Genomic DNA, 16,186 nt, shown 5'->3' with positions numbered 1-16,186 from the left:
AGGGATGTATAACAGATGTAACAGACGGCAAGCAATTACTCGGTTACATCTGGTATTATCCGCCACTATCTTTTGGATTTTTTGCTTTTCTCTAGTAGGGACGGGATTAACTGCATCTGCTGCCGAAATGTCAGAAATTCAGCAGCGGGGCTATTTAAATGTTGCCGTTAAAGATAACTTGCGTCCCTTGGGATTTAAAGATGCCAACGGGAATTTGCAAGGCTTAGAAATTGACTTGGCCAAGCGTTTGGCAGTTGACTTGGTTGGTAAAGCCGAAGCTGTAAAATTTCAACCTGTAGCGAATCGCGATCGCCTGTCTGTAGTCTTAGACAAGAAAGTTGATTTTGCGATCGCTAGAGTCACAGCAACCGAGTCACGCGCCCGCATAGTTAGTTTCAGTGTTCCCTACTATTTGGATGGCACTAGATTAGTTACAAAAGATGCCTCTGTGCAGCAGTTGAGCGATCTATCAAAACAAAAGATTGCCGTACTCAACAACTCCAGCACTATTGCTCAAGTGCGGTACTATGTGCCAAATGCCGAGTTAGTAGGAGTAGATTCCTATAAAGAAGCGCGAGAGCAAATAGAAAACAATGCCGCCGTAGCCTTTGCCGCAGATGCTAGTGTTCTAAGCGGTTGGGTGCAACAATATCCTCAATATCGGCTACTGCCAACAAAATTATCAACTGAACCCTTATGTGTAGTAATGCCCAAGGGATTGCAGTACGATGAGTTTAGACGAAATGTGAATCACGCGATCGCTCGTTATTTAGAAAAAGGTTGGCTCCAGGAACGCTCTCAATATTGGGGTTTACCGTAAATTGGTCATTGGTCATTAGTCATTCGTCACTTGTACTGAGCGTAGTCGAAGTATTGGTCATTAACAAATAACCAAGGACAAATGATAAATGACAAATAACAAACTTTATAATATTTGTATTTGCAGTAATGGATAACAGTCTAGCCGTTGTTTATCTCTCAATTTTGGTGGTTATACTCACAATTGCAGCCGTGGGTGTTTTTCGCCAAATTTTCAAAACTCGCAAGGTTGAAGGCTCTTTTGCAAGATTGCGAAAGAAATTAGAGAAAGAAAAGGGTACGACTCAAGAATATTATGAGTTAGGCAGTATTTATTCAGAAAAAAAAATGTACTCTCAAGCGATCGCGCTACTTCAAAAAGCTCTTAAAGCTGCTGAAGAAGAGGGAGAAGAAGATATCGCCCCCATTTACAACGGACTCGGCTATATTTATTTTACCCAAGAGCAATATGACTTAGCAATTCGTCAGTACAAAGAAGCTCTCAAATCTAAACCAGACTACGTAACAGGATTGAATAATCTCGGTCACGCCTACGAGAAGAAAAAATTAACTACTCAGGCGTTACAAGCTTACGAAGAAGCACTCAAATTAGCTCCAAATAACTCTATTGCTAAACGTCGTGCTGAATCTTTACGCCGTTTAGTTTCTGCATAAGATAATGTCCAGGTAATTAAGCCTAATACCCGGAACCCCACCCCCTCATAGCTGTGCTTTAGCGGTGTGGGGTTATTTTATTATAATTAATTTCACTTTAGCCTCTTAATTTATCGGTTTTCAATCTTAGGTTTGGAAATAGATAACTATAAGTCTTTTGTAAAAATGTAAAAGATGATTAAGCGGCTAAAGCATTTTTTGTGGCTATCTATTGCCATCATTGTTGTCATTTCTTTCCCACTCGGACTAATAGGAAGATTGACGGCTCAACAGCCTTCGATTTCCCATCCTCTCACTTCGCTAACAGAGGTAGAAATCAGCACAGCTGTTTCGGTCATCCAAAGAGAAAAAACTTTGAGCGAAATGGCAGTTTTTCCACTTATTGCTTTACAAGAACCCGATAAAGAAGAAGTTCTTAAATTTACACCTGGTAAAGTATTCCAGCGAAAAGTGTTTTTGGTAATCTATGAGCGATGCCTGCGGCAAGGACTCTGTCCTACGCAAAACAAAACTTTTGAAGGTATCGTTGACCTAAGAAGCAAAACCTTAAGTTCTTGGAAAGAAATACCGTCAGTTCAACCTGCGATCGTTAATTCCGAATATGAACTAGCAACTCAAGTTGTCAAAGCCGATCCCCGATGGCAAAAAGCGATGCAAAGGCGGGGAATTACCGATTTCGATCGGGTCAAAATTAGTTGGTGGTCTCCAGGAATTCTCAGCGAACAAGAAGAAGCAACAGGTAATCGTCTTTGTCGCGGCTTATCTTACTACAAAGGCAAAGGCTGGAACTATTACGGTAGTCCGATTGAAGGAGTCTTAGCAACAGTCAATTTGAACACAGGTAAAGTTGCCAGTTTTATTGATAGAGGAAACGTACCTTTCTCTAAAGAAAACTGGGATTATGATATCAAATCCTTGGGAAAATTACTGTCACCACTTAAAGCATTGAAGATTATCCAACCTAATGGGAGAAGTTTCCAGATCGAAGACAATGAAATTAGCTGGCAAGGTTGGAAGTTTCGCTATTCAATGCATCCTCGTAATGGATTAATGCTCTACCAAGTAACGCATAAAGATGGGGAAAATATTCGACCAGTTTTATACCGCGCTAGCCTCTCAGAAATGGTAGTTCCTTATGGCGATCCTAAGCCTACTTGGTCGTTCAGAAATGCTTTCGATGTTGGAGAATACAACTTAGGTCTACTAGCAAATACGATGGAATTAGGTAAAGAAATTCCCGAAAATGGCTTGTTGCTAAATGCTGTATTTGCTAATGAGCAGGGAGAACCTTATCAAATACCAGGGGTTATCGGTATCTACGAACGCGATAACGGAATGCTGTGGAAACACTATGAGTATAATACTCAGCGTAATGATGTCCGTCGCAGTCGAGAATTAGTGATGAAGATGACGGTAGCCATTGATAACTATGATTACAGCATCAATTGGATCTTTCACCAAGATGGGACTTTGGAAGTCCAAAATGAATTAACGGGTATCGTACTGGCGCAAGGAACGGCTGCTCAAAAGCAATCTGATGATGATTCTTATGGTCGGCTAATTGCTAAGAATATCTTTGGAGTAAATCATCAGCACTTTTTTAACTATCGCTTAGATTTTGATGTTGATGGTCAGGCTAATTCTGCGATGGAAATGAATGTGAAAGCTTTGCCGATGGATGAGAAAAATTCTTTAGGAAATGCGATCGCACTTTCAGAAACCCCACTAGCCAAAGAAATCTCTGCTGTGCGCGATTTGGATATGAAAAGCAGTCGGAAATGGATGATTGTTAGCGCAGACAAAAAGAATGCTCTCGGTGCTGCACCTGGATATATGCTGATGCCTGAAGGAAATTCCATATTTTTCCCTGTGGAAGGCTCGAAAATCCGTCAACGGGCAGAATTTGCAACTCATCACGTGTGGGTAACAAAATATAAACCTACTGAACTTTATGCTGGGGGAGATTATCCTAACCAAACTCAACCCGGACAGGGTTTACCAAAATATATCTCAGACAATGAGTCGTTGCTGGGTGAAGATATCGTACTGTGGTACACAATGGGCGTAACTCATATTCCGCGATCGGAAGATTGGCCTGTGATGCCTGTTCACCGAGTTGGCTTTAAGCTAGTCCCTAGAGGATTCTTTAGCCGTAATCCAGCAATAAATTTGCTTGAGTAAAATATTTGTTAGCTCAAGTTTCCTGCCTTCAGGTTTTTTTCATGTCTAAAGGCGGTAACTTGAATGCTGATAAACTTATATAGTTCAAATACTGGCACTGGTTAAAATAGGATATCTAATGAACTTTCCAGAAATTAATATTCCCGGTGATGGAACACTGCACGCTCGTTTAATTACTTCCTTGGGTGAAATTGTAGTTCGTTTAGAAGAAGAGCGAACCCCCAACACTGTCAAAAATTTTGTCGGTCTAGCAACTGGAACAATCGACTGGAAAGACCCTAAAACAGGTCAATCTGGTAAGGGAACTCCAGCTTACGATGGAGTTCGCTTTCACCGAGTCATCCCTGATTTTATGATTCAGTGTGGCGATCCTCTGAGTCGTTATCTAGATACAGCCAACCGATGGGGTACTGGTGGCCCAGGATATCAATTTGAGGATGAGTTTCATCCTGAATTGAGACACACTGGTGCAGGTATCCTGTCGATGGCTAATGCCGGACGCGGTACTAATGGTTCGCAATGGTTCATTACAGAAGCACCAACGCCTCACCTTGATAACAAACACAGTGTCTTTGGTGAAGTTGTCCAAGGTCTAGATATAGTCAAGAAGATTGCTAATGTGCCTACAACTAGAGATCGTCCAAATCAAGAAGTGGTGTTACAAAAAGTAGAAATTTTTCGGAAGTAATTAACACTTCGGTTTGTAGTAAGCACTAAAGTGCTTAGCTCGACTTTATCCAAAATTCAGAGCTTGGTTCTCTTGATACGGCAAAAATCCTAGCTTTTTAGCAAAAGCTTTTTCGATGTCACTTATTCTCGGTGAAATCAAAAAAGTAAAACTACCGCCCCACAAAGATTTCAGCGTCAGCTTGAGTGTTGCCAAAAAATGGATAAAGTCGAGCTTAGAGGATGTTTTAAAAGTCCTTTCGTCGGTAGCAAAACGTTATCGATCCCCCCAACCCCCCTTAAAAAGGGGGGCTTTAATTCCGGTTCCCCCCTTTTTAAGGGGGGTTAGGAAGGATCTGAAAGTGTCTAAAGTCACAGTGAAATACTTTATCAAACACCTCTTAGACAATAAGGACTAAAGTCCTTACTACAAGCTTGTTTATCCATCAAGATTTTGCAGCCCCATCGCAATCTTACTGTGTTTTTCAATTTGCCCCATCACTTGTTTTGCGCGTTGAATAACTACGGCTGGTAAACCCGCCAATCTTCCCGCTTCAATTCCATAAGATTTATCAGCACCTCCTGGTTGAACTTGGTGCAAAAAGATAATTTGGTCGGGTAATTCTTTCACCGTCACCTGATAGTTAGCCACATTCGGGATAATGCTAGCCAGTTCATTTAATTCGTGGTAGTGGGTGGCAAAAATTGTCCGTGACCGAATATCAACTGCTATATATTCTGCCACCGCCCAAGCTATGGAAAGACCATCAAATGTTGCTGTTCCGCGACCAATTTCATCTAATAATACCAGCGACCTAGATGTAGCATGGTTGAGAATATTTGCGGTTTCATTCATCTCCACCATGAAGGTAGATTGACCAGTCGCTAAATCATCTACTGCACCGACACGGGTGAAAATGCGATCGCATATTCCCAATCTAGCAAATCTAGCTGGTACAAAACTACCAATTTGCGCCATTAACTGAATCAATCCCACCTGACGCAAATAACAACTTTTGCCACTCGCATTTGGCCCAGTCAGAATAATTAAGTCAGGAGAGGGAGAGGGGAAACTCTTCTCCTTCTCCTCTGCGTCCTCTGCGCCTCTGTGGTTCGTTTCCTCACTTCCCAATTGCGTCGAATTCGGCACAAAGAAACCCGCAGGTAAAGACTGTTCCACTACCGGATGACGCCCATCAACAATGTTTATCTCCCTTCCAGGCAACATTTCGGGACGACAGTAACCTTGATGCACCGCCAACTCAGCCAAACCACACAACACATCCGCCGCCGCTACTGCGCGAGATAAATTGCGAATTACTTCCGCCTCTTGCGCTACCTCTTCCCGCAATGCCGTAAAAATCTCATATTCCAACTGATTTAAATCATCTCGCGCCGTCAGAATCCGGGCTTCTCGTTCCTTTAAATCTGGGGTGATGTAACGTTCCTCATTGGTCAAAGTTTGCTTGCGAATATAGTTAGCGGGTACTTGGTCAGCTTTGGTGCGAGAAATACTGATGTAATAACCAAAGGTTTTGTTAAATCCTACCTTCAGTGTGGAAATTCCCGTCTTAGCCCTCTCATCAACTTCCAAGTTGGCAATCCATTGCTGGTCTGCTTCTACAGTCGCCTTCCTTTCATCCAACAGGGGATTTACACTATGACGAATTAATCCGCCTTCTTTAATTAGTATGGGTGGCGACTCTACAAGATGTGCGTGTAACTTTTGTGCCAATTCTTCCAACACACTTGGGACTTTCTGCAAAGCTTTCAGAAAAGGAGAACGCGTCTCAACTACTAAGTTGGATAATTCCGGTAAGCGTGAGAGGGAATCTGCCAAAGCTACTAAATCTCTAGCATTAGCTGTACCAGAACCCGCCCTTCCTGTGAGGCGTTCTAGATCGTAAATTTGCCTTAACAAATGCCGCAAATCTTGACGCAGGGGTGTATTTTCCATCAATTCTTGGATGGTATCTTGTCGCGCCCGAATGCCTTTAATATCAAGTAGGGGTTGCAACAACCATCGCCGCAAAGCCCGCCCACCCATTGCTGTACTAGTTTTATCTAACGCCCAAAGTAGGGAACCGTGAAAAGTTCCATCCCGGACGGTTTGGGTAATTTCTAGGTTACGGCGGGTTTGATTGTCAACAATTAAGTAGTCGGTGACAGTATAGCTGCGGAGTCTCTGAAGAGTGACAGGGTTTTCTTTTTGAGTGTCTTCCAGGTATTCGAGAAGACCGCCAGCCGCGCGGACAGCGAGGGGAAGATGATCGCAACCAAGTCCTTCGAGCGATCGCACCTTAAATTTCTGCAATAATCTAGGTCTAGCTTCACCTTGAGAAAATGGTACTTGCGATCGCAAACTATAACAAAATGATGGTGGCAAACACTCAGGAAGATGTGGCGAAGTTTCTCCGGGACGCAGCAAACTACCTAAATCGGGCGCATTTGTCGGAACCAGCACTTCTGATGGTTGCAAGCGCATTAATTCTTGGGTCAAATGTTCTAAATCGCTACCTTGAGTGGTGAGAAATTCACCTGTAGAGATGTCTGCATAGGCTAAACCCCAATGATTTGCGGCAATGACTACTGCTGCTAAGTAATTATTGCGACTGGATTTGAGCATTCCTTCTTCTAGCAAAGTGCCGGGTGTAAGAATGCGCGTTACTTCTCGCCGCACCAATCTCCCAGCAGCTTCAGAAGCATCTTCCACTTGATCGCAAATTACTACTGCGTAGCCTTTTTCTACCAGCATTGTCGCGTAGCGTTCCCAAGCGTGATGCGGAACACCAGACATCGCCACCCGTCCTTGTTCCCCAGCTTGCTTACTAGTGAGAACTAATTCCAATTCTTGCGCTAGTTTTACAGCATCTTGGAAATAGCATTCAAAGAAATCTCCTACCCGATACAGCAATACCGCGTGAGGATATTTATCCTTCGTCTCGACATAATGCAAGTACATTTGACTTAGCTTACTGCGATCCACCTGTAGATGGTCAGAAATAAAAGTACTTGCATCGGGTTTGGTAGATGGAGTTTCAGAGTGAGAGGCGGTCATAGATGCTATCGAGTTACGCACGGAAATTCCCCAATATCCGATGATAACGTGATGTGAAAGTTGAATGGCGATCGCTCAAGGATATTTTACTTTTATCTGAAAGATGTTAATTTTGATACAATGCAAAATTCCCAACTTCTTCATGAAGCCGGGAATCTGAACAACTTAACCCAAACAAAATTATTTCATATTCTAAATTAGCAACCCCAAATTAAAGATGGTAGATGACTGATACCAATTTGAAAAATGATTGCGACAGATGGAAAACTGAAACACTTATCCAATGGATGTTTCACAATCCAAAATCCAAAATCGTATGAGGTTGCAAGTCAAAAAATATTACTCTTCTTCCTCTTCTTCTCCGAATACTGCGTCTATAAGTTCTTGTGCGCGTTCGTCTGAAATATTTAAGGCTTCTTGAAGTTCAGAGATATAATCTTGTTCGCTTTCGGGTACTTCTTCGTCAATTCCTACTACTAAGATAGCTGTAATGTATGCAGCTTCACGATAACCTCTATTGGGTAAGGATTCGATAGATTGGGCGATTAAATCTTCTGGTTCTTCTTCTTCAATCAAGCTGACGACTTTTTCGGTCAATTCTTCAAAGTCTTCTTCAGAGTAATCTTCAAATAAGTCAACCCGACCGAGAAATTCACTCAAAGCATATTCTTCTGTGGAAGAAATACCTTCACCATCAGCCGCAGCAGAAAACAACCCCAGAATTGCGATCGCTACTTCTGGTTCTAGAGCAACTGAACTAACACTACGGCCTTTGGGCAACTTGCGTTTAGACATAATTATCCTCTAAAAGTTACGTGATATTTCAGGAAGTCATATTTTGCGGTTTATCATGCTTCCTCGATTTATGATTCCCAAAAGAATGCAGAAATATACATTGGGATAAATCTTTTTTCCATAAAAAATACGCAGAGAATATATTCATCTGCGTATAAAAACGGTATTGAAAGTTTATCTTCTTAAACTACGAGGATCGAGTGCATCTCTGAGTCCATCACCAAGTAAGTTGAATGCCAGCACTGTGAGGATAATCAGCACAGCCGGCGGCCAAATTAACCAAGGTTGCAGTACCAAAATTGAAGCATTGCTAGCCAGAGAAAGCATATTTCCCCAAGAAGGGTCTGGTTGTTGAATACCCAAGCCGATAAGACTCAATATCGCCTCTGCACCAATAAAGCTGGGAATTGCAAGAGTCGCAGAGATAATTACATAACTAGCCGTTTGCGGTAAAACGTGGCGGACGATGATATAAATTGGGTTCCCACCCATTGCACGCGCTGCTTGGACAAATTCTCGCTCTTTAATTGATAGTACCTGTCCCCGAATGACCCGTGCTAAACCAGCCCAGCTAATCACCGAAGTAATCACCACAATCAGCAAAAAGCGCTGGGTACTACTTAAACCCGCTGGTAAGACTGCGCCCAATGTTACCAAAAGATAAATACTAGGGAAAGTCATTAGCACTTCTGCCAAGCGCATAATGACGCTATCAGTCACACCGCCGAAATAGCCAGAAATTCCCCCGATAAGCAAACCGAGGGGATAGGTAATGATAATGCCAAAAATCCCGATAAACATACTGATGCGACCGCCATGCAGCAGGCGACTAAATTGGTCGCGGCCTTGGTCATCAGTACCCAAAATATTGACTTTTGCGCCAGTTGTTGTGCCAAATAAATGCCAATTTAAGGGGATACCACCAAAGATTGTAACTTCATCCCACTTCGGCGGTAGTGGCAAACTCATCTGCAACAATCGGTATTCTGGCCCGGAGACAAATAGACGCAGAGGCGAAGGCTTTGTCGAGTCTACAATGAGTTTGCGATCGCCTGTATCTAAATTTGTATCTCCCTGAGTCGTCGGATAAACATAAGGCCCAATAAACTGCCCTGATTGAGAAACCCAGTGTATCTTAGTTGGTGGCAGCAGTGAACCATTAGGCTGTGAAGCATAGGGGTCATAAGGAGCTACGAAATCAGCTGCAATTACTCCTATATAGAAAATTAACAGCAAAATGGCCCCAAATCGTGCCAAAGGATTTTTCTTAAGTCGTCGCCACCAATCCATAGTAGTTAGGAGTTATAAGTTAGGAGTTATGAGTTATTAAGTTTTTATCTTAATTCATAACTCATGATTAATAATTTTCAACTCCTAAACTCCTAACTCCCAACTCCTAACTCTTAACTGCTAACTGCTCTAAATACCGCTGCTGTTCTTCCTGTTGTTTTTCATGTTCCACAACAAACACGTTTGAGTAGAGATTCGCGAGAATTTGTTTTCCCTGTTGTGTCAATGATAGGTAATGCAGTCCTTCTTGGATATAAGGATATACGCCATTCCAGTAAAACTTAGCGTAGTTGTTACGCAAATCAGCAGGGGTTTTATAGCCCAAAACTTTATTTACACCAGTTTCTTCAAATTCGTAAAATAAAGAAGTAATTTTCTTCAGGTAACGCGGGTCGCTTAGTTGACCAATCAAATCAGCAGCACGGACTAATCCTGCAAAGCATTTTGTATCTTGATGATCTTCCGCCGCAGGTACGGGAAATCGAGTCAATTCAATATTGCTCTTAATTGCCTCAGCATCGATTAACTTGTGGCCTCCAAAACGCTCATCAATAAATAGCTTGGCTCTATCAACATGATACGGCGTCAAACTAGCATCAGAAGCGCCAGCAGCCACAGAAATCATTCTGCCATTTTTACCTGTGGAATATAAGTTTGCTGTTTCTCGGTCTTGTCGGCAAACTCCCTTAACATAGCCAATATCATGACTGACTAAAGAAATAATACAATGCAACCAGTCTTCACTAGAAACACCGCCTTCTCTGATATGTTTGCCACGTAAAATTTCTTGTCCCACCAGGGTGACTAAGACAGTGTGTTCAACATTGTGATAAAGGGCATCGCTATTGGCAATGTTTTCCAAAGCCATGTTACCTGCCCAGGCGATAATGTCCTGATAATCATTTTTAAAGCAGCCATAAGTGCGACGGTAGCCGTCTCGAATTTCGTTTACGAAGGCATCAATTAAAATTTCAGTGGCATTGAACATATCTGCTTTCTCTGGTAAATACCAATTTTTTATTGATTTTGATTGATTTCAAAATTCCAGAATCAAGGCCACCCTTGCTGGAATTTCAGGTAATGGAGTTTGCTCCTTTGTAACTCACGTGTAGCTATAGACGCTAGCTTTATCTATAACTGGATGCACGGCTTCCTGGCAACACAAGGCTTTAGAGGAATGATTGATTACGTGTAGAAAATAATTTACTGGTGTACCAAGGTACATAAATAATTTCGATTCTAATTAGATAAATCTAGATGTGCTATATCAGTTTTTCATATCTAAGCATTGATTGACAGCGATCTAAATACAGATGGTGTGTGACATAGAGTAGCTCTATGAGATGAGATAATTTTTTGTATCATAATCTACATAAAATTTAATATCATTTTTATGGTGGTAATTTCTCTTGGTAACAAAGTTGTCTTATATACTATTGCAGATAAAAGACATTTACTATGAAATGCGTCATAGTTGATATCGAAGTAAATAAACTTCAAGTTTTCTTAAGAAAATACCAAGATTTGGTATGCATAGACAGCAAGTAGAGGTGAAACTGTGAGCGATGAAAGTCTTTCAGAAGTTGAGGTGGAAGAAGCTATAACCTCTGAAGATAGGAATTTTTTAAGCAAATCAGATCAAAAACTAACCAGGGTATGGTTTAAGCCATTATTCTTAGGTACTGGTTTAGGAATTGCGATCGCCTTGGTTGGGATGAGTGTATTAAATCGTTCTCCATCCCGTCAACAAAGTGCGGTAGCGGATAAAAAAGTTAACCCAGCGATGACAGTCACCATCGCCACAGTAGAAACCGCCCGCGTTGTCCGTACACTCAAAACTACTGGGACTGTAGCCGCGAGTGATTTAATTCCGGTGCTACCGCAAACAAACGGTTTACAAATTAAAAGCATTCCCGTAAATGTCAAAGAAGGAGCTTTTGTCAAACAAGGTCAAGTGTTGGCGGTGTTGGATGATTCTATAGTGCAAAGCCAAATTAGCCAAGCAAAAGCAGATGTGGAATCGAAACAAGCAGATGTGGCATCCAAGCAAGCAGATGTGGCATCCAAGCAGGCAGATTTGGCATCAAATAAAGCAATAGTCCAGCAAAGACAAGCCGATTTAGCTCAAGCTAAGGCCAGGTTAGAGGAAGCAGCCAAAAATTATCAGCGCTATCAACAACTCGCTGATTCTGGGACGATTAGCAAACAAGAACTTGATACTCGTTCCTACAATGTGAAAACTGCCATAGAAGTTGTGAACCTGTCCCAAGAAAATATACGTAGTGCCCAGGCTAATATCGGCAGTGCCCAAGCCAATATTAATAACGCCCAAGCGATCGTCAACAAAGCCAAAGCCGATGTCAAAAGCAGTGCTGCTAAGGTGCAACAACTGCAAACTCAGTTAGGACAAACTGTTGTACGTGCCCCGGTTTCGGGAGTCATCGCTGAGAAACTGGCTAGAGTTGGTGATGTGACTGGTGTACCGCCGCAAACTCAGGTGGGAAATGTGATTGGTGGCACACAAAAACTATTTTCGATTATCCGAGATGAAAAGTTAGAACTTCAGGCGAAGGTGCCCGAAACTCAACTAACTCAGGTGAAAATTGGCGCATCGGTGCAAATTACTTCTGATGTCGATCGGCGGGTGCGATCGCAAGGACGAGTCAGAGATATACAACCACAGCTGAACGATCAAAGACGGGAGGCGACAGTGAAAATTGACTTGCCGCCAACAACTTTACTTAAACCAGGAATGTTTGCTAGTGCTGCAATTACTACTGACTCAGGGATGAAAATGGTAGTGCCACAAAAAGCAGTGCAGTCCCAAGCTGACGCAAGTGTAATTGTATTTATCTTATCGAGTGAAAATACAGTCAACAGCCAGAAAGTCGAGTTAGGAGATCCTGGTAATAACGACACGGTGGAAATCAAGAGTGGGTTACAGTTAGGCGATCGCGTTGTCGTTGATGGTGCAGGCTATCTCAAAGATGGCGACAAAGTGCGAGTTGTAGATTGAAGCAGGAGTCAGAATTCCGAATGTAATTTGTGGAGATTCAGCGCAAAGTCACTTTGTAAGCGACTTCCAAGAAATAAATTATCCAAAGAAACGTAGACGCGGAGCGGTTTGCCGCAGGCTACCACAGAGACGCAGAGAACACAGAGAGAGGAGAAATAGAGAGGGTTTTTAGGTCAGTTTTAGGAAATTTTTTATTTGGAAGTCCCTAAGGCAATCCGGTCTTTTGGGTTTCCACGGAGGAGGAACTGCTGATAAAGTTTCTCGACTTGAGCGAATTGGTGTGTTATTAAAGCTTGAGTATCAAAGTTTTCTGGATTCTGAATTCTGGATTCTGAATTCTTACACTGAGATGTCGAATCCCAAATCGTTCGACTAAGCGCAGTCGTACTCCTTCCCTACGGGACGCTACGCGAACAGGGAAGCAAGCTACGCGTGAAAGTCCCAAATCCCAAATCTAAAATTTCCCAATGTCTTTTAATATCTCAGCCTGGTCGATAAAAAAACCTGTTCCCACGATAGTTTTATTTTTAATTTTGACAGTTGTGGGTTGGTTCTCCTTCATATCCTTGGGGATTGATACTAACCCAAATATTGATGTGCCAACAGTTTCGATCAAAGTCACCCAACCAGGTGCAGGCCCAGCAGAACTAGAATCCCAAGTGACGAAAAAAATTGAAGATGCTGTGGCGGGGTTGGGCAATATCGATTTTATGATTTCCACTGTCAGCGATGGGAATTCTAAGACGACAATCAATTTTGTTTTGGGTACAGATAGCGATCGCGCCACCAATGATGTTAGAAATGCGATCGCTCAAATTCGCCAAGATTTACCCCAAGATATCAACGATCCAATTGTGGAACGCCTGGAATTTTCCGGCGGACCGGTGATTACCTATGCAGTTAAATCAGACCGGCGTTCTGTAGAAGAGTTAAGCAATCTCGTAGACCAAACTATTAGCCGTGCCTTGTTGGGAGTTCGTGGTGTAGCCCAAATTCAGCGCGTGGGTGGTGTTGATAGAGAAATTCGCATTAATCTTAATCCAGACCGCTTACAATCTTTAGCGATTACTGCCACTCAGGTAAACGACCAAATCCGCGCTTTGAATATTAACTTACCTGGGGGACGCGCCGAAGTTGGTGGTAGCGAACAAAGTATCCGTACTTTAGGAAGTGCCGTCAGTGTGGATATTTTGAAAACCTACGAAATCGTTTTACCACAAGGTGGTTCTGTACCTTTATCGAGTCTGGGAACTGTAGAAGATAAATTTGGTGATGTGCGCCAAGCCGCCCGTTTGAATAATCAACCTGTGGTAGCTTTTCAAGTCTTACGTAGTACTGGCAGCGTTCTGGTGACAGTGGAAGAAGGAGTGAAAGCAGCAGTCAAACAACTGGAAAAAACCCTTCCCCCAGATGTCAAACTGGATTTAATTTTTACTAGAGCCGATATTGTCCGCCAATCTTACCAAAGCACCATTGATGAATTGATTCAAGCTTCGGTGCTGGCGGTCATCGTTATTTTAGTGTTTTTGCGGGACTGGCGAGCAACATTAATTACGGCTGTTGCCTTGCCCCTATCAATAATTCCCACCTTCGCAGTGCAGCAAGCCCTTGGTTACACCCTTAACAACATGACTTTGTTGGCATTAGCCCTGGCGGTGGGCAACTTGGTAGATGATGCCGTTGTGGAAATTGAAAACATGGAACGGCATATCGCTATGGGTAAGTCGGCTTGGGAAGCGGCTTTTGAGTCTTCCGACGAAGTAGGGTTAGCGGTAATCGCCAGTTCAGCGACAATTATTGCAGTGTTTCTGCCCGTTGCCTTTATGGGTGGGATTCCGGGGCAATTTTTTCAACCATTTGGCGTTACCGTTGCCGTTTCCACAATTTTCTCAACTCTTGTCGCGCGGATGGTTACGCCGATGATGGGGGCGTATCTTTTAAAGGAGGCGGAGGGGCAGGGGGGCAGAGGGGCGGAGGGGCAGAGGGGAGTAATAAAAATTTTTAATTTTAAATTTACACTTCCAGGGGGCGGGAACGGAAGTAGAAAAATTGGAGATGAAGAGCATCAAGGCTTTCAACCTTATAGATTGCTTTTACAGTGGGCATTACGCCATAGATTGACAACAATGGCGATCGCTTTAGCTTTCTTCATTGCCAGTGCGATGCTGGTTCCCTTAATTCCCAAGGGTTTTGTTGATGATGGGGATTTCGGAATTTCCAATGTATCTATAGAATTACCTCCTGGTTCCACTTTGTCAGACGTTAACAAGGTAGTCACACAAGCGACTGATATTATCCGCCAAAATCCAGTAGTTGAACGCGTACTAGCAACAGAAGAGATCAATTCTGCCAGCCTTGCGATTAATCTCAAACCCAGAGAGAAACGAAATATTTCCCAAAAACAGTTTGAGGAACAAGTGCGTCCTAACTTTGAGCAAATACCAGGAGCGAGAATTAGTTTTCAAAGTCAGTCACCGGGTGACAGTCGCAAAGGTTTATCAATTGTCCTCAGAAGTGAAAATCCCGAAGCGTTGAATCAAGCTGCTGATGCCTTAGAAAAGCAGATGCGATCCATAGCCGGATTGGTAGAAGTGGCTTCGACTGCAAGTTTAGTCAAACCAGAGATTTTGGTAATTCCCAACCCGCAACGGGCAGCAGATTTGGGGGTGACAGTGCAAGCGATCGCTCGGACTGCTTCTCTTGCCACCATCGGCGATAATGAGGCGAACTTAGCGAAATTTAATTTAAGCGATCGTCAAATCCCCATTCGCGTCCAAATCGATCCGCAAGCGCGGGCTGACATTAACACAATCACAAATCTGCAAGTCCCCAGTCAAAATGGTAGATTGGTTCCCCTCATCGCAGTGGCAGATATCCGCTTTGGTAGCGGCCCTGCTACCATCAACCGTTACGATCGCGCCCGTCAAGTTGCTGTAGAAGCGAATTTGCAAGGGCTTTCTTTAGGAGAGGCAGTCCAGACAATCAACCAACTACCTGCAATGCAAAACTTACCGCCAGGAGTAGTACAGCAACCATCAGGCAGCGCCAAAATTATGCAAGACATTTTTGGTCGCTTTGGCGGTGCGTTGGGGCTGGCATTAATGTGTATCTATGCAATTCTGGTACTGCTGTATAACAACTTTCTCCATCCATTATCGATTATGGCAGCCTTACCCTTTTGTTTAGGCGGCGCATTGGTAGCGTTGATGGTTGCTCAAAAACCCTTGGGAATATATGCCTTGATTGGTATCGTGTTGCTGTTGGGAATTGTCACCAAAAACTCGATTCTGTTAGTGGACTATACAATCATCAACATGCAAGAAGGCAAAACTCAACGTCAGGCACTCATTGAATCAGGTGTGTCACGTCTGCGTCCAATTTTAATGACTTCTTTTGCAACCATCGCCGGTATTCTGCCTTTAGCATTAGGAATCGGCGCCGGTTCGGAAGTTCGCCAACCGATGGGAATTGCCATTATGGGCGGTTTCACAACTTCCACTCTGTTGACACTGGTGGTAGTGCCAGTCATATTTAGCTACATTGACAACTTCCAAACTTGGATTATGGATACAATGCGCTATGGCTTTGGTAAGAAATCATCGCGTTAATAATTGTAGAGACGGCGATTTATCGCGTCTTCCGCCTCGTGCCCAATTTGTGCGATCGCATTTACCAGTGGGAATCATAACAAACAGATTTACCACAGT

Annotated in this window: 10 protein-coding genes; 6 read left to right on the top strand and 4 right to left on the bottom strand. The window is 43.0% G+C overall.

All coding sequences use genetic code 11. The annotated features are described in order from the left end of the window. Window positions 1-4 precede the first annotated feature (4 nt). From ACM0OX_RS07515 to ACM0OX_RS07500, 4 genes are all read left to right on the top strand, one after another. Entirely contained in the window at window positions 5-820 is an 816-nt protein-coding gene (locus tag ACM0OX_RS07515; protein WP_414514327.1) for a transporter substrate-binding domain-containing protein, read from the top strand. Window positions 821-948: 128 nt separating this feature from the next. After that, window positions 949-1,473, top strand: a complete 525-nt coding sequence (locus tag ACM0OX_RS07510) for a tetratricopeptide repeat protein (RefSeq protein ID WP_334701197.1) — start codon at window positions 949-951, stop codon at window positions 1,471-1,473. Between the two features lie 174 nt (window positions 1,474-1,647). Further along, complete coding sequence (locus tag ACM0OX_RS07505; RefSeq protein WP_414514326.1) at window positions 1,648-3,654, top strand: primary-amine oxidase; 2,007 nt, start codon at window positions 1,648-1,650, stop codon at window positions 3,652-3,654. Between the two features lie 118 nt (window positions 3,655-3,772). Further along, complete coding sequence (locus ACM0OX_RS07500; protein ID WP_414514325.1) at window positions 3,773-4,342, top strand: peptidylprolyl isomerase; 570 nt, start codon at window positions 3,773-3,775, stop codon at window positions 4,340-4,342. Window positions 4,343-4,759: 417 nt separating this feature from the next. Here the strand turns inward: ACM0OX_RS07500 and mutS are convergent, their stop codons facing one another. The 4 genes from mutS to ACM0OX_RS07480 form a co-directional block, all read right to left on the bottom strand. Beyond that, entirely contained in the window at window positions 4,760-7,378 is a 2,619-nt protein-coding gene (gene mutS / locus ACM0OX_RS07495; protein WP_414514341.1) for a DNA mismatch repair protein MutS, read from the bottom strand. Between the two features lie 339 nt (window positions 7,379-7,717). Then, complete coding sequence (locus tag ACM0OX_RS07490) at window positions 7,718-8,173, bottom strand: tellurite resistance TerB family protein (protein ID WP_414514324.1); 456 nt, start codon at window positions 8,171-8,173, stop codon at window positions 7,718-7,720. Window positions 8,174-8,347: 174 nt separating this feature from the next. Then, window positions 8,348-9,463: an ABC transporter permease gene (locus tag ACM0OX_RS07485; protein WP_414514323.1), complete on the bottom strand. Its 1,116-nt coding sequence runs from the start codon at window positions 9,461-9,463 to the stop codon at window positions 8,348-8,350. A 106-nt stretch (window positions 9,464-9,569) separates the two neighbouring features. Continuing rightward, window positions 9,570-10,451 (bottom strand): Npun_R2479 family HD domain-containing metalloprotein, encoded by an 882-nt coding sequence (locus ACM0OX_RS07480; protein ID WP_335050348.1) that lies wholly within the window; start codon window positions 10,449-10,451, stop codon window positions 9,570-9,572. Window positions 10,452-11,021: 570 nt separating this feature from the next. Here ACM0OX_RS07480 and ACM0OX_RS07475 point away from each other — a divergent pair. Together ACM0OX_RS07475 and ACM0OX_RS07470 are read left to right on the top strand one after the other, a co-directional pair. Next, window positions 11,022-12,479 carry an efflux RND transporter periplasmic adaptor subunit gene (locus tag ACM0OX_RS07475; RefSeq protein ID WP_414514322.1) on the top strand — a complete coding sequence of 486 codons (1,458 nt, stop codon included), beginning with the start codon at window positions 11,022-11,024 and terminating at the stop codon, window positions 12,477-12,479. 467 nt (window positions 12,480-12,946) lie between these two features. Continuing rightward, window positions 12,947-16,087 (top strand): efflux RND transporter permease subunit, encoded by a 3,141-nt coding sequence (locus ACM0OX_RS07470; RefSeq protein WP_414514321.1) that lies wholly within the window; start codon window positions 12,947-12,949, stop codon window positions 16,085-16,087. Window positions 16,088-16,186: the final 99 nt, after the last annotated feature.

This window comes from Nostoc sp. PCC 9305 (assembly GCF_963920915.1).
Lineage (GTDB): Bacteria > Cyanobacteriota > Cyanobacteriia > Cyanobacteriales > Nostocaceae > Nostoc.
This window is presented reverse-complemented; position numbering and strand designations above follow the sequence as displayed.

Excerpts from the sequence above, each read along its gene's own strand:
- ACM0OX_RS07515 (WP_414514327.1), top strand. The coding sequence starts at position 5 with ATGTATAACAGATGTAACAGACGGCAAGCAATTACTCGGTTACATCTG.
- ACM0OX_RS07510 (WP_334701197.1), top strand. The coding sequence starts at position 949 with ATGGATAACAGTCTAGCCGTTGTTTATCTCTCAATTTTGGTGGTTATA.
- ACM0OX_RS07505 (WP_414514326.1), top strand. The coding sequence starts at position 1,648 with ATGATTAAGCGGCTAAAGCATTTTTTGTGGCTATCTATTGCCATCATT.
- ACM0OX_RS07500 (WP_414514325.1), top strand. The coding sequence starts at position 3,773 with ATGAACTTTCCAGAAATTAATATTCCCGGTGATGGAACACTGCACGCT.
- mutS (WP_414514341.1), bottom strand. The coding sequence starts at position 7,378 with ATGACCGCCTCTCACTCTGAAACTCCATCTACCAAACCCGATGCAAGT.
- ACM0OX_RS07490 (WP_414514324.1), bottom strand. The coding sequence starts at position 8,173 with ATGTCTAAACGCAAGTTGCCCAAAGGCCGTAGTGTTAGTTCAGTTGCT.
- ACM0OX_RS07485 (WP_414514323.1), bottom strand. The coding sequence starts at position 9,463 with ATGGATTGGTGGCGACGACTTAAGAAAAATCCTTTGGCACGATTTGGG.
- ACM0OX_RS07480 (WP_335050348.1), bottom strand. The coding sequence starts at position 10,451 with ATGTTCAATGCCACTGAAATTTTAATTGATGCCTTCGTAAACGAAATT.
- ACM0OX_RS07470 (WP_414514321.1), top strand. The coding sequence starts at position 12,947 with ATGTCTTTTAATATCTCAGCCTGGTCGATAAAAAAACCTGTTCCCACG.